The sequence below is a fragment of the Pseudoalteromonas sp. S3178 genome (genome assembly GCF_005886985.1).
Lineage (GTDB): Bacteria > Pseudomonadota > Gammaproteobacteria > Enterobacterales > Alteromonadaceae > Pseudoalteromonas > Pseudoalteromonas carrageenovora.
The window spans coordinates 1-22,446 of the sequence record NZ_PNCW01000094.1; the positions used below are offsets into that span (position 1 = coordinate 1).

Sequence of the window (22,446 nt, forward strand, 5' to 3'; positions counted from 1 at the left end):
TTTAGCTTTTAGCTTTTAGATTTTAGATTTTAGATTTTAGATTTTAGATTTTAGATTTTAGATTTTAGATTTTAGATTTTAGATTTTAGATTTTAGGAAAATAGTGTCAGTTTTAAGTTTCGGTGCAGGAGTCGTTAGTTTTGTGGGTAATAGTAATTAACAAAAATTCAGAAACGTTTTCTCCACAATGGGATGACTTCCTTTATCAATATTTCTTTATAGTATGAAAATTATCTATCCTAGGGTTTTGTTTTCACTTAGTAGACAATTAAGCAAAAGAATATAAGTATTTTTGACAGCTGAGGGCTGTTTTATAACCTATTTAAGCTTGGGGCTGTTAGAAAAAACCTAGCTAATCAGCTTAAGCCCTAAACTAAATATTTTATCAAGGCTTTGCTTTTTCCAATTCATAAGCAAAGCCTAATTTTAGTAGTTAATTGTTTGACTAATAATCAATTTTTAAACAAAACATCGGTGGCTTTACCTTTTTGATATAAAACTTCAATGTTATCTTTAACATAAGGGCGCTCTAAGCGCGGTTCACAATGATAAGATTGATCTAAAGTAGGTATTTCATACTTCTCATTAGTAATCTCCCATGTTGACGGTAACCAAAAGTCTAACTTCCCGAAATCACCATGTTTAACTGGAATTTTTATTGACTTCTCAAAAGCTTCGATATCGTTAAAAGCTTTTAAAACTACATTCCCTCGAGCGCCTTTAAACGACTTGAGAATTGTAGGTAATGAGGAGCGTACATTAATTTCCGAACCAAATGTTCGCTTTAAGTGATGCTCAGGCTCATCATGATATTTATCTATTGAAACAAGAAGAGAGCCGGAAGGAGCAAATCCAAATGCATAAAATTCGGCCACTTCAGACACACGATTTAAAGTTAAATTAAAAAAATCAAATGATTTTTCAGACATCATCAACTTTGGAACTATAGCAAGTGTTTCTTGAGTACTAGCAGCTGCAGCCATATATACAACGTTTTTTAATATTCCTGAAGTCTTCCAGTCCAATTCATACTTTTGCAGTAAGTTATTAATAGCTATGGTTCCCATACTATGGCCTACTAAATTTAACTGTAAATCCAATTCGGGGTATCTTTTTTTTAGTGCGAAGAGACTTTCAAACAAAGAGCCTAGTGAGCTGCCGATTCCATCTTTATAAAGAGACAAGTCAGAATTTTGTAATCGGTTATCTGCATCTCCGGTGGGGTCAAACATATTTCTAGCTCTGCGCTTCATAACTTTCCACGAATTACCTGCAATAGTCCCATTCCACAAGCTTCCAAGTACATACCTTACGGGTGTAGCAACTATGAAAATACCACTTTTAAATTTATGTCTGAGAGAATTACGGTTATATACCGAACGATTTAAGCGAATAGCTGCGTCATATTTTTCGTCGAGTAGAACTTCCTTCACAGCAAACTCATAGGGTAAAGATGCATCCTTACGAGTACACTTTAAGCTCTTAAACTGTTTATCAGCCTCTAACCACACATGGGATAACCAGTTACCACTTTTAGAAGCTAAACGATCTTTATCATTAGTAAATTGATAATAAACATTCATAGGAAGTTCCCCTATGGATGTCACTAGATCTTCAATAAGAATGATCGGTGAGGAAAAGTATGAGAGGCTGGGTGCGACTCTTCTTCCCTCTCTTAAGTCGAATAAATGCTCACCATATGCGCTTAATGCAGAGGATGGCCAAGATACATAGATAGGATACTGCCAATATTCAGTAGATGGTAAGTCATTAGCGTCGTAGCGGCCTTTCGATAAGCCTTTTTTAATAAACTCAACTTGAGACTCCATTCGAGCATCAGAATCATCATGGCTGTTCAATCCTCCATGAAAATAAAAAAGTAATTTAATTGGTATAGAACGAGTTACAAAAAAGCTTTCAAAATCATTAAATAATTTATAGTTACAAAACTTGAGTAATTGATTCACAGAACACTGAGCCATATCATCCATTAGCTTACGAGTGATTTTTTTGTATTCCGTTTTTTGCGAAAGCGTTGATAATGTATCATTATTTTCACAAGCTAGTTCAAATGCACCATAAAGCATATTAGAGTATTTTTTAGCTGTTTCTGTTAAAGTTAGGTGCATATTTGAAGTGTTTTTGAGACCTCTATTTAAAACAACCCCATCCTTAATTAAATAGCCGTGATTAGAAACACGTAAAATGTGGTTTTGAACATTCTTTTTGTATATTTCTGAGCTTTGTTTTGGTGTGTACGCGCATCCACAAACTGCGAAGATACAAAATAAGATTATAATTCGTATATTCATATCAAATTCCCTATATAGTTTATTATCTATAGAACAAAACTGAAAACTTGTACAATTTTCAACCAGTGGATTTTTAAATAAAAGTAATAAGGTTAACCTTGATGCGACTAATTTAAGAGGGTCACCGCCTTACTTACTAGCAGACAAAACTTCATATTTAATATTCTTCATCGTTTATAAACATAAATAATTGATGAGCAATATCACGCATAGGTATCTACAGTAAATAATTTTCCAAGGTATATTACTTGCAGTTAAGATAAATTTGAAAACCTTAGTTTTTGTTTAATTGAATAAGCCTATACGATGTCATTTTTATAAGATATTGACTCCTGCAAAGCATAGAGCTGTATTTACGTTTTCAATACTTGCTCTGTAAAACTATCTGCATTATCGGATTGCATGCTTTGTCACTCAAGCCTACGGTTGTTGCCCGCCTACAAGCTTGCGTATAATGCCCGCATTCCGGCTGCATTTTTTAGCCGCTAACTTGGATTTTAATAATGAAAAAACTCTCTGCAGTGCAAATAAAGCAGCAAGCACTTGTACTAAATACTGCTGAAAAATTAGAAGAACAAGGCCGCGCTGAGCTCCCAGGCATGCTGCAATGCTGGTTTGATGTGGAATATCACTTATTTCCAAGTTCATTACTGCTGTGCTTTCAGTTTGAAAACGAGCAAGCCTTAGCCGCCGCAGAGCCTGATTTATTAAAGTGGCAAAAGCGTTTAAGCGGCGCAATGCTTAAAAAAGGCGTTATTTTAAAAGATATGCGTAAACATTTAAAATTTACGCTCAAAGGGCCTGATGATTAATTAGGAAGATTTAAAACTATATTTTAGCTTACGCTCGTGTCGCCGCAAGCGCATAAAGCCATAATGAAAAGCCGTTGCATTACTGCAACGGCTTTTTACTTTTTATTAAAACTTAAAATAGAACCCATAGAGGTTAAATTCGCTTTTTTTATCAGCAAGTAATTGATCATTGAGCAATAAGAATGTACTTCAATATTAAAACGAAGGCTTGCTCGCTCAATACAGTATAAAAAACACTTCAAACCCTCATCACTAAAAAGGTATTTTTACGGCCTTCTCAACGTTTAATTACACTGTTAAACGTAGTTGGCTAATCAACAAGCTCCCGTATACCTTCATTATAGTAGTCACCGTTTTGTTTTCGATACTCATTAGGAATGTCGCCCACAATACTTTTAAACACGCGGTTAAAAGTGGCAAGAGAAGAAAAGCCACTCTCAAGTGCTATGCTTAAAATACTCCACTCTTTGGCCTGATTGTTTATTAATAACTTTTTTGCATATTCAACGCGGTATTGGTTAATAAATAAATTAAAGTTAGCCGCTTTATAGTGATAGCGGATTGCTCGACTAACTTTGTACTCAGGCACCATTAGCGCTTGTGCAAAATCTGAAATTTTGAGGTTGGCTTGTAAGTAAAGCTGCTGCTCATTGATTAGCTTTGTAATACCAACTATCAATTCAGGCTCTACATCTTGATTGCTGTTTTCATTTAGATTACTCGTGTCATTGTTAATAGTGCCCATATCATCTTCTTGCTTAAGCGCTTGGTTATTTATCACTCTTGCTTGAAGGGCCATGACTACTTGCATCGCTAATGTAATTAAAAGTGCAGATGAAGTTATGATAATGGGGTTATACAGCTCAATTTCAGCCGCACTAAAAATAAACTTAGGAAAAATACTTGCATTAAACACAGCTAAAACCCAAGCGCTCCCAAAGATGACTGATTGCACTTTTTGTGACTGTGTTTTTTTACTATAACCTCTAAACGCCTCCCAAAAAGAAAGCGCAAGGATACTTGATGAAAGCAATATGGTGACCTCATTCACCCCTTGCTTTAAGCGCCACATTATATCACTGGTAGGTAAAGGCTGAGGATCAAGGCTCACTAAGTAGTGCCATGTTTGATTAAACATGATCAAGCCGACAATGGTTGCAGCAAAAGTCACATGCCTGCGGGAAATTGGCGAATGCTCACGAAATAACGTTCTTGCAATCAGCCATGAAACATTACATGTTGCGCAAGTGAACAACCCAATTAAATATTGATACGCGCCAATACTTTGCGCACTGAGCTTTTGTGCTGCCACCATACAAAGGGAGCCACAAAATATCACAAATAAATAATGAACCAGCTGCTTATCTTTTTTCAGCGTATTTAAAAACATTAACCCCATACAAACAAAAAGAAGAAGATAATAAGGGGAATAATTTTGCATAATAGCGTGCTCTAAAAATGACGTTTTAACCAACAACGTGGCCTAAATTACATGGTACAAATTAACATGCATGTTGGCAAAAAAACTTTGTTAGTGAATGTGTATATACCACCCTAGCTAATTAAAAAAAATTATCAATATATCGTTGCCCAAATTCCGAATTTGAGAAGCAATCACCATGAAAGTCTTTATATTTGCGCTATTGAAAATATTTTCTGGAAAAGCACATGTTAATGCAAACAATAAAAAAAACGCCCAATGAGCTACTTGAGATGAGCAAAAAAATGTGGTTCACGTGCCTGTTGATGGCACAAATCTGCTTTGTTATTTACCTCGCCTTGGGATACGGGCTGACGGGGGTCACTACGGGAATATCTGGCTGGGGTCGTCTAAATAGCACCGCCTATGTTGCTAGCGATCCCACCGGTAATTCAATGTACGCGCTGCATGTGTTACTCGCCATCGTGATGATAATTGGTGGTAGCTTACAGCTAATACCTGCTATAAGAGCAAAGTATACTAAGTTTCACCGCTACAATGGTCGCGTGTTCGTAATGTTAGCCTGTACCATCTCTTTAGCAGGTATGTACCTTATGATAGCCAGAGGCACCGTTGGCAACACCTTGATGCATGCGTTGACTATGCTTGGTGGTTGCGTGGTTATTTTAGCGAGTATATTAGCCATACAAGCAGCCAGAAAGCGGAATATCACTCAACATAAAATTTGGGCGATACGTTTATACCTTGCAGCAAACGGCGTTTTATTTTTTAGGCTGATGATTTTTGCCTGGTTTTTAATATTCGGCTCACTAGGAATTGATACTGCAACGTTTACAGGTCCAACCGTGCTAACTATTAGCGTATGTTCTTATATTGTGCCGCTACTTATAGCTGAGTTAATCAGGTATGCAGGTAAAACGTCTAATAGAGTAATAATAATCCTCACAGCTGCTTTAATGATGTTGATATCCATTGTATTTTTAGTCGGCTTATTTGGTGTAGTGTTTGCAAGTTGGTACCCAGCGATAGTTGGCTAACGTAGTCAATAATCATTGAAAAAGAGAAACCGAAGTAGGTGGATAAATACAGTGTAAAAAACAGTTAAAAACATCATCACTCAAAAAGGGATTTTTTATTCTATTCATAGCGGTCTAGACATAGTAATTAACTCAGTGAGCAATAAACTATAAATCTAGATCCTTAATACATTAAGCAAAATTTGACCTCCTTGGTTTTTAACAAACAACAAAAGCAAATATCAGTCGATTCAACGTTAATTGGTTGCTCTGAGTTAGCAATCGTAGGATAGTAAATTACACATAAAAAATAGCTTTATCTTAGGAAAATTATGATCAAAGTATTATTAGCGACCAGCTTAATTGCCTCTTCATTCGTTGCTTTAAGTAATCCTTTAACTGTTGAAGAACAGCGCATCAACAAAGCCCATTCGGCAATGCCAAATGTTTTAAAAGCATTTACCCCACAAGTATCAAGTTTTGAGCAGCAATTTAAAGAGCTTAACAACTTTAAAAGTGCAAAAATATTAGTACAAAGCTTTAGTTTTGAACTGTGGGAAAGCGCCAAGCAACGCATAATAAAAACCAATAACTACGACGACCGAGAGCTTTACTGGGCGCGCCTGCTTTCAAGCAAAGTAATACGTACAACATCTCCTAAGTTTTCAATTACGCAGGCTCAACTAAAGACTTTACTAACCCTACTTGAGGAAGGCAGCAGAGGCCGCACCGATCTTGCTTTTTCATCAGGCAGCACTAAAAAAATATTACTTACAGGCTTTGACCCATTTTTACTCGATAAAAACATAAACCAAAGTAACCCCTCAGGTGTTGCGGCGTTATTACTCGATGGCCAAGTTATTAATTACAACGGCATCAGCGCAGAAATTAACACCGTTATGGTGCCTGTGCGCTACGAAGACTTTGATCAAGGCATAATAGAATCGCTACTTGCCCCCTACTATGCACTTAATAATGTAGACATGGTAGTTACCGTAAGTATGGGCAGAACAGAATTTGATTTGGAGCACTTTCCGGGTAAACGTCGCAGTGTAACCGCCCCCGATAATGCCAATATTGTGTATGGCGGAACGCAAACAAGCCCAGTAATACCAAAGCTTAATGGCCGACCACTCCCGGGCAACGAGTTTGTAAAATTTAGCTTGCCTGTAAGTTACATGCAACAAGCTAAAGGTCCTTATAAAGTTATCGACAATCACGAAGTCACCACGCTTGAAAAAACCTATAAAGCGCCTTCGTACGGCGATCTTAAAAATAGTATTGCGGTAAATGGCGGCGGCGGTGGTTACTTGTCTAACGAAATATCGTACCGAAGTATTCGCCTACGCGATGCGCTTAATTCAAGTATACCTACAGGGCACATTCATACCCCACGTATACAACAATTCGAACCTGAAACAGAAGCTAAAATAGTAAAACAAATAAAGGCAATGCTAGAGCAAAGCTTAGTAGCGCTATAGTTTATAACAACAAGTTTAAGCACATAATAAAGGGCAATAATATTGCCCTTTATTAAATGGGGTTACTAGAGGCAGGTTTTGCCTTTTTTCTTAATCACAAAAGGCAAAAAGAAAGACCAGACCTTGCTGATTTGAAAGAAGGACTCAAAAACTGTGGTCAAATTGTACTGACCTCTACATAATTTAGATTATTGTAAAAAAGTAATTTTTTAAGCGAGGGAGTGTTTATGTATGTAAAGTCGTTGTATTTAAAACTATTACCATGGGCTTTGCTTGCCCCATTATTTTTATCAGTATTATTTTGCGTTTATTTTTTTTCTGATTTTCCGATTTATACAGGAACAGAGAAATCTTGGCTTAATACAGCGCAAATTGTAAATGGAATATTAACTCCAATTCTTACGCTTTCTTCTATTATATTGTTAGGTTTAACATGGCTAACCACTAAAAAAGAGCTCAACTTTCAACTGTTAAAACAGCAAAAACGAGATGAACTAGAGCTTGTTATAAGACAGTCCAAAATACTGAATGACAAGATGATAGAGCAAACTCAAGTTATGAATATTATTAGCCCTGAACCAATTTTCGAATTCATTGAAGAGTTATATTTATTTGAACACCCTAGACTATCTAGTTACTACAAAGCTATAGCGCTATCTAATGAGTTAAAACTAAATTCAAAAGAATTTTTTTCTGAATTTATTTATACACATTTACAAAACACTAAAGAGTCACGATACAATCTCATTATTGAAGGCACCCGTATAAGTGTTTTATCTGGATTAAACCTTGATCTCACCAGGTATCTTGAGATCGTACTTTCAGATGAAACTGTTTCGATGAAAAGGGTATTTTTTGGCGTCTTTTCAATATTATATATGAGAGATTTGATGAAGCATCAAGAAGTGAAGTCTTTTAATTATTTGTTGAAAAAAATAAGAGACTGTAACCATAAATATCGAGATGAGATAAAAATAGAGTTTAAATTACTTTTTAATGAGGCAATAGCTGAGCGTTTGATACAGTTTAATGATGAGATCCCTAATGACTTCTTAAAAGTCTAGTTTTAAATTTATCTTACACTGGTCAATGTAGTAGCAAAAACACAAAACAATAGGTCGATTATTTGAACAGTTCATAACACTTCCTTCGCAAGTGTTATGGGGGCTTTAGGGAACTGCATGAAGGCTAAACCCTTTTATCATGCTATAGAAATAATTAACCCCTCGTAGGGCGCTGAGCTTACGGGTAGGGTGTTGTTACAAGCAACTATAGAGCTTAAAAGTATAATTTCAAGATATTTGTAGCTTTGGCTGATACTGGCACTAAACGATGACGGAGATACAAACCTAGGGCCTTAATTAAAACGCTTAAACTCATATGGCGCTCTTTATTCAAGCCATGTTGAATATTCACACCAATCAACATCATGGCTCGTTGTATAAGGTACAGTGCGTAGTCATATTTAAATTGAGTTTAAATAATAAAAACACTTGGTTTTTGAATGAAAAGCTCACCAAACAACCTCCTTGACCGGAGCTTTCTAATGGGTGACTACTTTGATCTCCAGAAGAACAGCCGTATTCCTGCGGCTGTTTTACCAATACTATTTTTTACTAAACTTTGGCTTGCCAATTTTAGTAAAAAATAACGCTATGACGATTATGAGCATTATTAAAAAAGTATAGGTACCTAAAAACTTAAAAGCTCCAAATGCAATCGCCACCAAAACGACACATAAAATTATAAAAAGAATATTTTTTAGCATACTATGCGTACCCTGCACTTAAAGCTGAAACGTTAGCTCGCGCACCATACGAAACTCTTGAGCGGTTTTTACTATCCAGTATTTGGGGGTTTTTTGCATAAAATTCAGATGAACCTTTAAAATCTAAGTTATTCTGACGCATAAAAACAAACAAATCTGATATGCGAGAGCCACAACCTAGAGAACGACCACTTGCGACGGCAATACTGCCAATGACTGCACCTGTGTATGCAGCAGCACTTATCGATGCAGCCACAGCTAGCTTCTCTAATGCAACAGTAGCCCCAATTAACTCAGCTATCGTTGCGCCTTTACCTAGTGTTGCTAGTGTTCCTGCCATAGTTGTTGCAGTAGCTATTGCTGTCTGGTATGTGTCAAATAAAGTAGACGGTACTGGTAGGCCAAGCTGCTTCATGTTTTCGGTAAAATACTTGTTAAAATCACCTGAAGTATAGCATTGATTCATTTTCATTCTTCCTTATGTAAGTTTGGTATTCCTTTTAAAAAATAATATATTAGTTCCCACATCAATACAATGCCTACAATTTAATCTTTAACAGTATTTTTAACTCTGTTTTTGCTTTAGTGTGGAAAGTCTGAAAATAAATAGTAAGTTCTAAATAGGTAACCCATTAGAAAAGGTAGGCCTCTTTGAAGTTATTTGAAGGATTAACTCATTTTTTATTCTAGTTTTTCAACCTTTCAGCTTTCCTCGATAAAGTATCAGCCTTTTCATAGCCACCAGCCTGTATAGATTCGGCTATCTGTGCATTAAGTTGAAAATACAGAGGGTCAGGTCTTGTTTTTACCAAGACCAAACACCAATCTCACGTTCAACACCCTTCCCCGTCATCACACCCTGAAAATAAGCAATTGATGAGTAATGCATTTCATGGATGAAAGCCATGCCTGCACATGGATGTGCTTTCATGGCGTTTACGTTCACATCAATTGTGGTTTGAAGGAAATAGCGTGATGCTCGGGTGGCGCTGAGAGTGTCCTGAGAGGGACCAGCGGCAGCCCCTCTTTGGCTGCCGTCGCCAGCGCGACTAAACTTTGAATAAGGTTTCTAATTTCTAGAAGCTTGAAACGTATTCGCGTTATCTGTAATAGTAATTTCAAACCTATTCGGGCTGCCGCCCGCGCGTCAGCAAGCTAAACGCCTACAATAAATAACACATACTCTTGGCTTTTGAGCGAGTAAGTATATTTGTGATTTGTTGGGATTCGTTTCACTATTCCCAACCTACGGCCATATTATTTATGGCTTATCTCCACGCACAAAAAAGCCGTTGCATTGCTGCAACGGCTTTTATAATTTTGATAAATTTTCAAACTATAATGGGACTTACTACCCATTAAAGTTCAAAAAATTAGTCTCTGCTCTTAGTCGCGATAAGTCTCTACCGCTGGGCATGAACACACTAAGTTACGGTCGCCGTATACGTCATCTATACGTGTAACCGTTGGCCAGAACTTGTCTTTAGCTACCGAAGGCACTGGGAATGCAGCGTAAAAACGGTCGTATGCACGGTCCCATTCGTTACCTAACACGTCAGCTTGTGTGTGCGGTGCAAACACAAGTGGGTTGTTTTCGCTTGACCATTCGCCAGAGATTACTTTGTCGATTTCACCTTTGATTGACACCATAGCTTCGATAAAGCGGTCTATCTCGCCTTTTGACTCAGACTCAGTTGGCTCAATCATCAATGTGCCCGCTACTGGGAACGACATAGTTGGTGAGTGGAAGCCGTAATCTTGTAGGCGCTTAGCTACGTCCATTTCAGTAATGCCTGACGCTTCTTTTAATGGGCGTAAGTCAACAATACATTCGTGAGCAACGCGGTTGTTGCGGCCACGGTATAAAATTGGGAAGTGCTGGCTTAACTCGTGCGTTAAGTAGTTAGCATTCACAATCGCCATTTCGGTGGCTTGTTTTAAGCCCTCTGAGCCCATCATGGTAATGTAAGCCCATGAAATAGGTAAAATAGCGGCTGAGCCGTAAGGCGCTGCCGATACTGCACCGTTGTTAATGTTTGTACCTGGTACGTTAATTACGCTGTGGTTTGGCATAAATGGCGCAAGGTGCGATTTAACACCAATTGGGCCTACACCTGGGCCGCCGCCGCCGTGTGGAATACAAAACGTTTTGTGTAAGTTTAAGTGCGATACGTCTGAGCCAATAAAGCCTGGGCTTGTTACGCCCACTTGTGCGTTCATGTTTGCGCCGTCCATGTAAACTTGGCCGCCGTGCTCATGAATAATGTCACAAATTTCGCGAATAGTTTCTTCGTAAACACCGTGTGTAGATGGGTAGGTGATCATAATACACGATAAGTTTTCAGACACTTCTTCAGCTTTCGCTTTAAGATCGGCCATGTCTACGTTACCGTTTTTATCACAGTTAACTACCACAATTTTCATGCTGGCCATTTGCGCAGATGCAGGGTTTGTACCGTGCGCTGAGCTTGGGATTAAACATACATTACGGTGCGCATCGCCGCGTGACTCGTGGTATTTACGAATCGCAATTAAGCCTGCGTATTCACCTTGTGCACCAGAATTTGGCTGTAGTGAAACCGCATCGTAACCGGTAATGTTAACTAGCCAGTCGTGCAGCTCGTTAATCATTATTTGGTAACCTTCTGCTTGGTCTAGCGGGCAGAATGGGTGAAGGTTTGCAAATTCAGGCCATGTAATTGGGATCATCTCAGCGGTCGCGTTTAGTTTCATGGTACATGAACCTAATGAGATCATTGAGTGGTTAAGCGCTAAATCTTTGTTTTCAAGGCGCTTAATGTAGCGAAGTATGTCTGTTTCGCTGTGGTAGCTGTTAAAGTTTGGATGCGTTAATACTTCGTCATCACGCACTAAACTAGCAGGAATAGAGTCGCTGCCGTTTGCTTCAATATCGGCTGCGATGCTATCTACACTTAGGCCGTGGCCTTCGCCTAGTACAATATCAAATAACTGCGCTACGTCTTCACGTGTTGTGGTTTCTGATACTGAAATTGAGTATTCGCCATCGTGGTTTGTAGCAAAGTTAACGCCTTGTGCAATGGCACGTGCTATTACGTCGTCTTTACTGTCGCTTACTACTGTTAGCGTATCAAACCATGTGCTGTGCTTAAGTGCGATGCCTTTAGCCTTTAGTCCAGCAGCTAAAATATCAGCAAAGCGATGTATACGCTGCGCGATAGTTTTTAAGCCTTGTGGGCCGTGGTACACCGCGTAAAACGCGGCCATGTTGGCAAGTAATACTTGTGCTGTACAAATGTTTGAGTTGGCTTTGTCGCGGCGAATGTGTTGTTCGCGCGTTTGCATTGCCATACGTAGTGCGTCGTTACCTAAACGGTCTTTAGATACACCAATAATACGCCCTGGTAATGAACGTTTGTATGCGTCACGTGTTGCAAAAAATGCAGCGTGTGGACCGCCGTACCCCATTGGTACGCCAAAACGTTGAGCCGAACCAAGTACTACGTCGGCACCTAGTTTACCCGGTGCTTTTAATAGTAATAAACTCATAATGTCGGCAGCAACACAGGCAATTGCCTTTTTGCTTTGTACGCCAGCAATTAGGTCGGTTACATCTACTACTTCACCCGATGTAGATGGGTATTGGAAAAGCGCACCAAAAATGTCGTGGTTAACGGCATCTGCTGCTTTACCTACAATTATTTCAAAGCCAAACTGCTCAGCACGGGTGCTTACTACGTCAATAGTTTGTGTGTGTACGTCGTCGGCGATAAAAAAGGCATTGGCTTTTTTAGCTTTAGATACGCGTTTTGCAAGGCCCATTGCCTCTGCAGCTGCGGTTGATTCGTCAAGTAACGAGGCGCTTGCTAAATCAAGGCCTGTTAAATCTAGGGTCATAGTTTGAAAATTTAATAACGACTCTAAACGCCCTTGCGCAATTTCTGGCTGGTACGGCGTGTACGCTGTATACCAACCTGGGTTTTCTAGTACGTTACGTAAAATTACGTGCGGTACGTGCGTTGGGTGGTAGCCTTGGCCAATGTACGATTTGAAAACTTTATTTTTGCTTGCTACCGATTTTAAGTAGCTTAATGTTTCAACTTCAGTACGGCTTTCGCCAACTGTTAATGGCTGCTCTAAGCGAATGCTTGCAGGTACAGTTTGGTCGATCAGCTCTTGCACACTTGATACTTCTAAAGCACTTAGCATATCGCTTACTTGTGCTGGGCTAGGCCCAATATGGCGGCGAATAAAATCTTGCTTTTGCTCTAGTTGTTCAAGAGATTTGGCGTTTGACATGAGTCTAGATTCCTATGATCCTAAATACTAATGGGTAATTAGTATGATTAAAATATGTGATGATTTAATAACTTGCTTTGTATGGGGGTAAGCTGTTAAATCATAAAAGCCCCATAAATACTCAGTGGGGCTTTTGTTATCTGCTAAGAGTGATTACTCTTCGTCGATAGTGTTAGCGTAATCTTCTGCGCTAAGTAGGTTTTCAAGCTCTGACTCGTCAGATGCTTTAATACGGAATAACCAACCGTCGCCGTAAGCGTCGTTGTTAACCGTCTCTGGTGCGTCTTCTAGCTCTTCGTTAATAGCAACAATTTCGCCTGCAATTGGCGCGTAAATGTCTGATGCTGCTTTAACCGACTCAGCTACTGCACAGTCTTCGCCCGCGTCTACTTCGTCGCCAACTTCTGGTAATTCAACAAATACCATGTCGCCAAGAAGCTCTTGCGCATGCTCAGAAATACCAACAGTAAATGTACCGTCACCTTCGTTACGAACCCATTCGTGTGAAGAGGCATATTTTAAATCGCTAGGGATATTGCTCATTGTTTTGTCCTTTGGTTTATATTGGGAGGATACCAATCACAATAATTATTGTGATTGGTATAACCAAATTTTTAAATTATTGATTTGCCGTTACGTACAAAGCTAGGCTTTACTACTTTAACGTTAACTAATTTTTTGCGCATTTCTACTTGGGCTGTATCCCCTATTGAACGCGGTACACGTGCAAGGGCTACACTAAAACCAAGCGTTGGTGAGAAAGTACCTGAGGTAATGACCCCTTCACCACCATCAACAATTACTTTTGAGCCGCTACGCAATACGCCTTTTTCTTCAAGCACTAGGCCAACAAGTTTGTCAGTGCTTTTTTCAGCGCGTTGCTTAACAAGTACGTCACGACCAATAAAGTCACGATCTTCAGGTTCCCATGCAATGGTCCATGCCATGTTAGCTGCAAGTGGCGATACGCTTTCGTCCATATCTAGGCCGTAAAGGTTCATACCTGCTTCTAAACGTAGCGTGTCGCGTGCACCTAAACCAGCTGGCGCTACACCTGCATCTAGCAGTTGTTGCCATAAATCGGCAGCTTGATCGTTCGGCACTACAATTTCGTAACCGTCTTCGCCAGTATAACCCGTTGTGGCAATAAATAAATCACCTACTTGAACACCAAAAAACGGCTTCATACCTTCAACAGCGGCTTGTTGCTCAGCATTTAACAGTGTGGCTGTTTTTGCTTTAGCGTTAGGGCCTTGCACTGCAATCATTGCAAACTCAGGGCGCTCAGTAACAGTTACCTCAAAGTCGCTCGATACGTTGGCTAGGTGCGCTAAGTCTTTTTCGCGTGTTGCTGAGTTAACAACTAGGCGATAAAAGGTTTCGCTAAAGTAGTAAATAATTAAGTCGTCAATTACGCCGCCTTGCTCGTTAAGCATACCTGTGTAAAGTGCTTTACCAGGGACTGTTAATTTTGCAACGTCGTTTGCTACTAACTTGCGTAAAAATGCTTTTGCTTGAGGGCCTTCAATATCAACAATGGTCATGTGTGATACGTCAAACATACCTGCATCGGTACGCACGGCATTGTGTTCTTCTATTTGTGAGCCGTAGTTGATTGGCATTTCCCAGCCATGAAAATCAACCATTTTTGCGCCTGCTTCAAGGTGCTTAGCATGTAGTACAGTTTTAGAAGTCATAACATTCCTTCACGTTTTAAATTAACCCTGTGCGGGCGTGGCTTAAATTAGGTCTAAAACAGATAAGCACATGTGTGTTTACCTGTTAGTTATTTGTGTTTAGGCAGCTTCGCCATGCATAAGTGCAAAACCTTGTGCTTGCATATAGCTTTGCCATTTTTGTAGTTCTTGTTGTTTAGCGACTAATACGAAATGTTGTTCGTCATTTTTGTCTATTGCGGTAATAAATACATCGCCGCTTTGAGCACCGTAACATAATTGCGGATTTGATAAACGCAGCCCCGGCGTTAATTTAAACGCGTCGATTAATGCGTCAAATGCGTTATTTCCGCTTAGGGTAAATGTAGAAAGGTCGGTGCGTATTACGTAGTCAATATCAAAACGAAGCTGTTGCTCGTTTATAAGTGCTTGTAATTGCAGGCTTGCGCTGTGAGGTAATACAAATCTGTATGCAGTTTCACTAAAGTAGTAAACAGCAAAGCTGTACTGAGAGTTGTAGTCGCCATCAAGGGTGCCTTTTAAGCCTAAACCGCTGGCGGTTAGCTTAGTTAAATCTAGGCCTAAAATAGTGCTTAAAAACACACTGGTTTCGGTGCCACTAAAATCCATTACAACGTGAGCATTGCTAGTTTGCAAAGCATTAGTAACCGCACTACTTGCATTGCTGTGACGGGCAAACATTATTGGGTTAAAAGTCATAACAAACACCTGTGTATTTTTGATTCCAAAAGTATATTGCGCACGTCTATCAACAACAAATTGTAATTTTTTATCAATTGATAAATAATACTTATATATATGGCCGTATAAATTGTAATTTTAAATATGAAAAACATATCAACCGATGGTTTACGTACGTTTGTAATGGTAGTTGAGGTAGGCGGTTTTGCTAAAGCAGGCGATTTGCTGGGCCTTTCGCAGCCAGCTGTAAGCTTACAAATAAAGCGCCTAGAGGATATGATTGGCTATAAACTATTTAAAAAACAAGGCCAACGCCAAGTGCTTAACCAGTACGGTGAGCTATTACTGCCTATGGCAAAACAAATGATGCAACATAACGATGCTATTTTGCAGCAGTTCACCTCTGAAAACATTGCCGGTAAAGTGCGCTTAGGTATACCGAGCGAATTTGCGGCGCGCATACTCCCCTCTATTATTGGCGACTTTGTAGCGTTTTATCCTGAGGTGTCGTTAGAGGTTAAATCGCGCTTGAGTAAGCATTTGCTTTCGGCTTCAAGGCAAGATCAGTTTGATTTAGTGCTTGCCCTTAATGAGCGACTCAACTCTGATAAATTTCCAATTTTTATGCAAGACGAGCTTGTATGGGTAGGCGACCTATCACTTGCAAAAAATGCAGTTGTGACCTTAGTTACAGCGCCCGAGGGCTGTATTTATCGTCGTAGAGCCATTGATGCATTAAAAAATGCAGGCATAAAATACCGCATTGTTTACAGCAACGCCGATTTAACCGGCCTTATTGCCGCTTTAAAAGAAGGGTTGGGTATTACAGTACTTGCTAAAAGCACTGTGCCTAGCGATCTTAACTTTCAAATTCAAACAAAACACTTACCAAGCTTAGGCAGTATAGGTATTAGCTTAATTAAAAGCGGTGGCGAATCGGAGCACGCTGTAGATAAACTGGCTGAATTTATAGCGCTGAGGCTTGGTTAGCTCAATATACAAAACCGATACTTAAGAATGAACGTTAAACTAACACTGCCATACAAAAGAAACAATTTAGTTAACAAAGTAGCATAAGTGAGTGTTTTTAATTCTAAAAAACTGAACTATTAAACAGTTAATAACATTGATTCGTATTCGTTAACGTGTTCAAATTACGCCAATTAAAATAATTGACATGATCAGGACACACAATGACCTCTAAGTTTTTAGTATCTACCCTTGCAACTGCAATTGCTTTGTCTTTTAGTGCTACTGCAATAGCACAAGGCAGTTCTAACCAAGATCAGCGTTTTGAACAAATTACAGTTATTGGCTCACAGCAAGCTATTAATGATATTCCTGGTTCTGCGACGTTTATTACTGACGAAGAACTGCAAAAATTTGAATACACCGATATCTCACGTGTTTTAGCCTCTGTTCCAGGTGTATACGTGCAAGAAGAAGACGGCTACGGCCTTCGTCCTAATATTGGTATGCGCGGTACAGGTACTGGCCGTAACGATAAAATATCAGTAATGGAAGACGGTGTATTAGTTGCACCTGCTCCTTACTCTGCACCTTCAGCTTACTACTTCCCTACTATGGGCCGTATGGAGTCTATTGAAGTATTAAAAGGCGCAGCCTCTGTTAAGTACGGCCCGCGTACTACGGGTGGTGTTTTAAATTTACTTTCTCGCAGTTTACCCACTGAGGCAAATAGCTCAAAAGCGATGGTAGATGCAGCCCTTGGCGGCGACGGTTACTACAAAGGCCACGCTTACTTTGGTAAAGAAAAAAACAACACAGCGGGTTTAATTGAAGTATTTACTTATGGCGCCGACGGATTTAAAGAGCTGCCAGTAGGTAGCGACAATACTGGCTTTGAAAAAACAGATGTACTATTAAAGTTTGGCCACACGTTTGGTAAAAACGATGCGCATAGCTTAGAGCTAAAAGTAAAATACTCTGATGAAACATCTGACGAAACGTACATGGGTTTAACTGAAGAAGATTACAAATCAAACCCTAATCGTCGTTATGCAGCATCGCAAAACGATGAAATGAACACTCGCCATAATGCTTACCAACTTAACTATGCGTACCAATTTGGCGAAGGTTACGAGTTATTAGCAACCGCTTACTTAAATGATTTTCATCGTAACTGGTATAAAGCAAGCAGTGTAGGTACAAGCACGCTTGAGCAGTACAGCGAATTTGAAGCAAACCCAACGAGTGAAGGCATTGAGGGTATTGGCGTAAAAGCGAATAACCGTGATTACCAAGCAAAAGGTATTCAGTCTGAGTTACACATACCTGCAGGCGATCACTACGTGACTGTTGGCGTGCGTTACCATGAAGACGAAATGGATCGTTTTCAGTGGCAAGATACGTACACGCTAAATCAAGATTTAAGTATGACGCTAACATCGCAAGGTATCCCAGGTTCAGATAGCAACCGTGTAGATAGTGCCGATGCGCGTACTTTGTTTGTTCAAGACGAGTGGACAATAGACGCTTTAGTAGTAAGTGCTGGCCTTCGTTATGAAGACATTACGATTACGCGTGAAGAGTGGTCTAAGTCAGATCCAACGCGCAGCAATGGTTTAACTAAAAATATATCTAACGATACTGAAATTTTAGTTCCGTCACTTGGTGCTACTTACACACTTAACGAAAACGTAACACTACTTGCGGGCATTCAAAAAGGTTACGCACCTGCGGCGCCGGGTAACGCTGACCAAGACGAAGAAGAAAGTGTAAACCTTGAGTTTGGTTCGCGCTTTAACGCCGCTGGATTTACAGGTGAAGTGATTGCGTTTTTCTCAGATTACGACAACATGCACGGTAACTGTACAGCTGCTGTTGGCTGTAGCGACGATAACATTGGCGATCAATACAACTACGGTGAAGTAGAAGTATCGGGCTTTGAATTTAGTGCTGCACGTACGTTTGCCACTGACGCGGCGATGTTCCCTGTAAAACTAACTTACACTTACACAGATTCAGAGTTCCAAAACGATTTTGATTCTGAAATTTGGGGTTCGGTAGAAAAAGGCGATGCAATGCCATACGTACCAGAAAACCAAGTAGCCCTTTCGTTAGGTGCTGAGTTTTCAGCTTTTGTGATTAACAGCCAAGTGCGTTATGTATCAAGTGCGCATGCTGATTTAACTGACTCAGGCTTAGATGCCATTGATAGCCGTGTAGTATGGGATTTAGCCGCTAAATACTTAATTGATGAAAAACAAAAAGTTTACCTAACCGTAGATAATCTGTTTGATAAAACCTATATCGCTAACCGCGCTAATGGTGGTATTCAGCCAGGTAAGCCACGTACAGTACAGGTAGGCTACACATATAGTTTTTAAGTTTTAAAGCTGGTTAAACGGTTCACTAACAGCGTTAATAATTTTTTATGTAAGAGTACTACACATCTAAATTATTGCCTTGTTATTAAACCGTTTACCTGCGCTTTGTATGAGATAAACAGTTCGCTAACAGCGTTAATAATTTTTTATGTAAAAGCACTACACATCTAAATTATTGCCTTGTTATTAAACCGTTTACCTATCGCTATAATCGAGTATCAATTGATATAAAATTAAAAGCGTAAATTACAGATACAAAAAAGCCGAGATTGAATTTCAATCTCGGCTTTTTTAATACATTAAACTGTATTAGTTATTTGCGTTACGTTGGCGTAATACTTCAAATAAACAAATGCCTGTAGCTACCGATACGTTTAAGCTTGAAACCGTGCCCGCCATTGGTATTTTAACGAGCATATCGCAATGCTCACGCGTTAAGCGTCGCATGCCCTCGCCTTCTGCACCCATAACAATAGCCATTGGGCCTGTTAAGCTTGCATCAAATACGTGGTTATCAGTTTCGCCAGCAGTACCTACAACCCAAACGCCTGCGTCTTTAATTTCGCGCAGTGTACGTGCAAGGTTAGTAACTTGAATAAGCGGTACTGTTTCAGCTGCGCCACAGGCCACTTTACGTGCAGTGCCGTTAAGCTTAGCTGAGCGATCTTTAGGTACAATTATAGCGTGAACGCCTGCGGCGTCTGCACTACGTAGGCATGCACCTAAGTTATGCGGATCGGTTATGCCATCTAGCACAAGTAAAAACGGTGTGTCTTCACGCGCGATGATCGCATCTAAATCTTTTTCGTTAAACGTTGGTGCAGCTTTAACGTTTGCAATAATGCCCTGATGTTGCTCACCTTTTGATTTGCTATCAAGCGCTTTACGCTGCATAAACTGCACTGAAATACCAAACTTACGTGCTTCATCAATAATCGGTGTTGAGCGTTTATCGTCACGACCTTTAAGGGCGTAAATTTCTATAAAACGCTCAGGCTCACTTTCTAAAATTGCTTCAACAGAATGAAAGCCAAAAATTAATTCATTACTCACGTATTATCTGCTCCTGGGCTATTACGTTTACGGGCATTTTTGCCTGGTCTTTTAGGCTTTTTAGCTACCTTTTTCTTTGGTTTTTTCTTAGCTGTACCATCAGCTGCTTTTACTGCTTTTTTACTAGCAGGCTTGCCTTTACTCGCTGGCTTTTTTTTGCCCTTTGGTTTTACATCATCAGTAGATGATTTACCCGGGATTTTACCTGCTTTTAATTGCGAACGAACACTTGCAGGTGCATAGCCAGATTTACCCGCGCCTTTAGCACCACGGCGGCGTGAATATCTATCTTGTGCTACATCGCCTTTAAGCGTTAAGTTTATACGGCGCTCGTCTAAACTTACCGATGCAACTTGCACTGTCACTTTATCGCCAAGGCGATAAACTTTATGTGTGTGCTCACCTATTAGGGTGTGTTTTGCAGCGTCGTGCTGGAAGTATTCATCACCTAAATTAGTAACATGAATAAGCCCGTCGATTTGTAAATCGTCTAGGCGTATAAACAAACCAAAATTAGTTACCGATGAAATAACCCCGTTAAACTCATCGCCAACGTGATCTTGCATAAACTCACATTTAAGCCAGTCGGCAACTTCACGCGTTGCATCGTCTGCACGGCGCTCTGTTGTTGAACACTGCTCGCCTAATTGATCTACTTCATCGTCGGTATAAGCATACGCGCCTGATGTTTGTTGACCTTGTGCTTTTATTACCGCTTTAATTGCGCGATGCACTACTAAATCTGGGTAACGACGAATTGGCGATGTAAAGTGTGCATAAGCCGAAAGCGCTAAACCAAAGTGGCCTATGTTATCTGGCTGATATACAGCCTGCTTCATTGAACGAAGTAACATAGTTTGAATAAGCTCAGCTTCTGGGCGGTCGCCTAAGCGAGCTAATACTTGGGTTATTTCTTTTGGTGTTGGCTCATCACTTAACGTGCTTTGAATACCAAGCTCACCTAAAAACTTAGTAAAGTTACCTAGCTTTTCTTGATCTGGTTCGTCATGCACACGATAAAGCGCACTCGCTTCGTGTTTTTCGAGTAATTTAGCCGCCGAAACGTTGGCTAAAATCATACACTCTTCAATGAGTTTGTGCGCGTCGTTACGAATAACAGGCACTATTGATTCTATTTTACGTTGTGCGTTAAATACAAAGCGTGTTTCGAGTGTTTCAAACTCAATAGCTCCGCGCTCTTGGCGAGCACCTTTAAGCGCCATATACATTTGCTGTAGGTCAGTTAAATGCGGCACTACGGCTGAGTATTCATCGCGTAGTTTTTCATCACCTTTTAAAATAGCGTTTACTTTGGTGTAAGTTAAACGGGCGTGAGAATTCATCACGGCTTCGTAAAACTTATAACCCGAAAGCTTACCCGCATCCGATACGGTCATTTCGGCAACCATACATAAACGATCTACTTTTGGATTAAGTGAACATAAACCGTTAGACAGCACTTTTGGCAGCATAGGAATTACTTGCTCAGGAAAATACACTGAGTTACCACGTGCTATGGCTTCTTTATTAAGCGGCGTGTTCATGCCTACATAATGCGATACGTCGGCAATGGCAACCCATAAGCGCCAACCACCTGATTTTTTACGTTCACAATATACTGCATCATCAAAGTCGCGTGCATCTTCGCCATCAATAGTGACAAGCGGTAAATCACGTAAATCTACACGGCCTTCTTTATCAGCGTCTTCAACAAATTCGCCAAGGTGAGCCACTTGTGCTTCTACTTCTTCTGGCCAAACATGAGGAATATCGTGATTACGAAGCGCTACTTCAATTTCCATACCTGGGGCTAAATGCTCGCCAAGTACGTCAACCACTTTACCCACAGCATTCATATTACGACTAGGGTTTTGAGTGATTTTAACCTGCACCATTTGGTTATGGCGGGCACCGTTTTCGTTGCCTGGTAAAATCATTATATCTTGGGTGATGCGCGGATCTTCAGCGACTACAACGGCCATGCCGTGTTCAACAAAGTAACGCCCTACTATAGGTGCGCGCTCGTTGGTAAGCACTTTAATAATGCGGGCATCACATTTTGAGCCAGAGCCACGTTTTGTGCCTTTAGCTAGTACAATGTCGCCATGTAACACCATGTTCATTTGGTGCTTAGCTATAAACCAATCTTTGCTCTCGCCTTCAACTTCTAAAAAGCCAAAACCGTCTCTGTGGCCTATTACTTTGCCTTTAGTTAAACCGGCTTCGTCTATTAAGGCGTAACATTTAAACTTATTGAAATACAGTTGCCCGTCGCGCTCCATAGCACGAAGGCGGCGTTTAAATGCTATTTGGCGCTCTTCATCGTTTACCGCAAGCTCTTCGCATAATTGTGCGTAGTTAGCTGGTTTTGAACGCTCTTGAAGGTGAGTAAGTATAAACTCACGGCTAGGGACTGGGTTTTCGTACTTTTCTTGTTCTCGACTGAGATTTGGATCTTGGTTTGACATTCACTATCTTGTTAGTTGGTTATGTAGGTATTTTAACCCATATACGTAAAATGAGACAGGTAAAAGCTATTAAACTTTTACCAACTTAA

Annotated in this window: 15 protein-coding genes; 6 read left to right on the top strand and 9 right to left on the bottom strand. The window is 40.0% G+C overall.

The genetic code is table 11. From position 1 onward, the window contains the following. Window positions 1-452 precede the first annotated feature (452 nt). On the bottom strand, window positions 453-2,312 hold the full coding sequence (locus CWC11_RS19640; RefSeq protein ID WP_138684040.1) for a hypothetical protein: 1,860 nt from the start codon (window positions 2,310-2,312) through the stop codon (window positions 453-455). A gap of 503 nt (window positions 2,313-2,815) precedes the next feature. On the opposite strand from CWC11_RS19640, the gene CWC11_RS19645 reads away from it, so the two are divergent. Beyond that, the gene (locus CWC11_RS19645; RefSeq protein WP_138684041.1) at window positions 2,816-3,124 is read left to right on the top strand and encodes a hypothetical protein; all 309 of its coding nucleotides are present in this window, start codon (window positions 2,816-2,818) and stop codon (window positions 3,122-3,124) included. A 310-nt stretch (window positions 3,125-3,434) separates the two neighbouring features. Here the strand turns inward: CWC11_RS19645 and CWC11_RS19650 are convergent, their stop codons facing one another. Then, window positions 3,435-4,439, bottom strand: a complete 1,005-nt coding sequence (locus tag CWC11_RS19650; protein WP_249330772.1) for a helix-turn-helix domain-containing protein — start codon at window positions 4,437-4,439, stop codon at window positions 3,435-3,437. A gap of 359 nt (window positions 4,440-4,798) precedes the next feature. Here CWC11_RS19650 and CWC11_RS19655 point away from each other — a divergent pair, with 359 nt between their 5' ends. The 3 genes from CWC11_RS19655 to CWC11_RS19665 all read left to right on the top strand — a co-directional run bounded on the left by CWC11_RS19655 (window position 4,799) and on the right by CWC11_RS19665 (window position 8,126). Continuing rightward, on the top strand, window positions 4,799-5,602 hold the full coding sequence (locus CWC11_RS19655) for a DUF2306 domain-containing protein (RefSeq protein WP_249330773.1): 804 nt from the start codon (window positions 4,799-4,801) through the stop codon (window positions 5,600-5,602). Window positions 5,603-5,913: 311 nt separating this feature from the next. Then, window positions 5,914-7,062 carry a PA0049 C-terminal domain-containing protein gene (locus tag CWC11_RS19660; RefSeq protein WP_138684043.1) on the top strand — a complete coding sequence of 383 codons (1,149 nt, stop codon included), beginning with the start codon at window positions 5,914-5,916 and terminating at the stop codon, window positions 7,060-7,062. 227 nt (window positions 7,063-7,289) lie between these two features. Next, complete coding sequence (locus CWC11_RS19665; RefSeq protein ID WP_138684044.1) at window positions 7,290-8,126, top strand: hypothetical protein; 837 nt, start codon at window positions 7,290-7,292, stop codon at window positions 8,124-8,126. Window positions 8,127-8,831: 705 nt separating this feature from the next. Here CWC11_RS19665 and CWC11_RS19670 read toward each other — a convergent pair. The 5 genes from CWC11_RS19670 to CWC11_RS19690 form a co-directional block, all read right to left on the bottom strand. Further along, complete coding sequence (locus CWC11_RS19670) at window positions 8,832-9,296, bottom strand: hypothetical protein (protein ID WP_138684045.1); 465 nt, start codon at window positions 9,294-9,296, stop codon at window positions 8,832-8,834. A 920-nt stretch (window positions 9,297-10,216) separates the two neighbouring features. Continuing rightward, window positions 10,217-13,108: an aminomethyl-transferring glycine dehydrogenase gene (gcvP, locus tag CWC11_RS19675; RefSeq protein ID WP_138684046.1), complete on the bottom strand. Its 2,892-nt coding sequence runs from the start codon at window positions 13,106-13,108 to the stop codon at window positions 10,217-10,219. A 153-nt stretch (window positions 13,109-13,261) separates the two neighbouring features. Next, window positions 13,262-13,651, bottom strand: coding sequence for a glycine cleavage system protein GcvH (gcvH, locus tag CWC11_RS19680; RefSeq protein WP_138684047.1), 390 nt, complete (start codon window positions 13,649-13,651; stop codon window positions 13,262-13,264). 71 nt (window positions 13,652-13,722) lie between these two features. Continuing rightward, window positions 13,723-14,805 carry a glycine cleavage system aminomethyltransferase GcvT gene (gcvT, locus tag CWC11_RS19685; RefSeq protein ID WP_138684048.1) on the bottom strand — a complete coding sequence of 361 codons (1,083 nt, stop codon included), beginning with the start codon at window positions 14,803-14,805 and terminating at the stop codon, window positions 13,723-13,725. 99 nt (window positions 14,806-14,904) lie between these two features. After that, window positions 14,905-15,504 (bottom strand): hypothetical protein, encoded by a 600-nt coding sequence (locus CWC11_RS19690; protein ID WP_138684049.1) that lies wholly within the window; start codon window positions 15,502-15,504, stop codon window positions 14,905-14,907. 126 nt (window positions 15,505-15,630) lie between these two features. On the opposite strand from CWC11_RS19690, the gene CWC11_RS19695 reads away from it, so the two are divergent. After that, entirely contained in the window at window positions 15,631-16,476 is an 846-nt protein-coding gene (locus CWC11_RS19695; protein WP_058547051.1) for a LysR family transcriptional regulator, read from the top strand. A gap of 203 nt (window positions 16,477-16,679) precedes the next feature. Then, a complete protein-coding gene (locus CWC11_RS19700) occupies window positions 16,680-18,836 on the top strand; it encodes a TonB-dependent receptor family protein (protein ID WP_138684050.1) in 2,157 nt (718 codons plus the stop codon). A gap of 309 nt (window positions 18,837-19,145) precedes the next feature. On the opposite strand, the gene rlmB is transcribed toward CWC11_RS19700, so the two are convergent. Further along, window positions 19,146-19,889, bottom strand: a complete 744-nt coding sequence (gene rlmB / locus CWC11_RS19705) for a 23S rRNA (guanosine(2251)-2'-O)-methyltransferase RlmB (protein ID WP_058547049.1) — start codon at window positions 19,887-19,889, stop codon at window positions 19,146-19,148. Continuing rightward, window positions 19,886-22,357 carry a ribonuclease R gene (gene rnr / locus CWC11_RS19710; protein WP_138684051.1) on the bottom strand — a complete coding sequence of 824 codons (2,472 nt, stop codon included), beginning with the start codon at window positions 22,355-22,357 and terminating at the stop codon, window positions 19,886-19,888. The genes rlmB and rnr overlap by 4 nt, the downstream gene beginning before the upstream one ends. Between the last annotated feature and the right edge of the window lie 89 nt (window positions 22,358-22,446).

Bases quoted from the DNA above. Each gene is read 5' to 3' on its own strand.
- CWC11_RS19640 (WP_138684040.1), bottom strand. From the start codon at position 2,312: ATGAATATACGAATTATAATCTTATTTTGTATCTTCGCAGTTTGTGGA.
- CWC11_RS19645 (WP_138684041.1), top strand. From the start codon at position 2,816: ATGAAAAAACTCTCTGCAGTGCAAATAAAGCAGCAAGCACTTGTACTA.
- CWC11_RS19650 (WP_249330772.1), bottom strand. From the start codon at position 4,439: ATGGTGGCAGCACAAAAGCTCAGTGCGCAAAGTATTGGCGCGTATCAA.
- CWC11_RS19655 (WP_249330773.1), top strand. From the start codon at position 4,799: ATGCAAACAATAAAAAAAACGCCCAATGAGCTACTTGAGATGAGCAAA.
- CWC11_RS19660 (WP_138684043.1), top strand. From the start codon at position 5,914: ATGATCAAAGTATTATTAGCGACCAGCTTAATTGCCTCTTCATTCGTT.
- CWC11_RS19665 (WP_138684044.1), top strand. From the start codon at position 7,290: ATGTATGTAAAGTCGTTGTATTTAAAACTATTACCATGGGCTTTGCTT.
- CWC11_RS19670 (WP_138684045.1), bottom strand. From the start codon at position 9,296: ATGAATCAATGCTATACTTCAGGTGATTTTAACAAGTATTTTACCGAA.
- gcvP (WP_138684046.1), bottom strand. From the start codon at position 13,108: ATGTCAAACGCCAAATCTCTTGAACAACTAGAGCAAAAGCAAGATTTT.
- gcvH (WP_138684047.1), bottom strand. From the start codon at position 13,651: ATGAGCAATATCCCTAGCGATTTAAAATATGCCTCTTCACACGAATGG.
- gcvT (WP_138684048.1), bottom strand. From the start codon at position 14,805: ATGACTTCTAAAACTGTACTACATGCTAAGCACCTTGAAGCAGGCGCA.
- CWC11_RS19690 (WP_138684049.1), bottom strand. From the start codon at position 15,504: ATGACTTTTAACCCAATAATGTTTGCCCGTCACAGCAATGCAAGTAGT.
- CWC11_RS19695 (WP_058547051.1), top strand. From the start codon at position 15,631: ATGAAAAACATATCAACCGATGGTTTACGTACGTTTGTAATGGTAGTT.
- CWC11_RS19700 (WP_138684050.1), top strand. From the start codon at position 16,680: ATGACCTCTAAGTTTTTAGTATCTACCCTTGCAACTGCAATTGCTTTG.
- rnr (WP_138684051.1), bottom strand. From the start codon at position 22,357: ATGTCAAACCAAGATCCAAATCTCAGTCGAGAACAAGAAAAGTACGAA.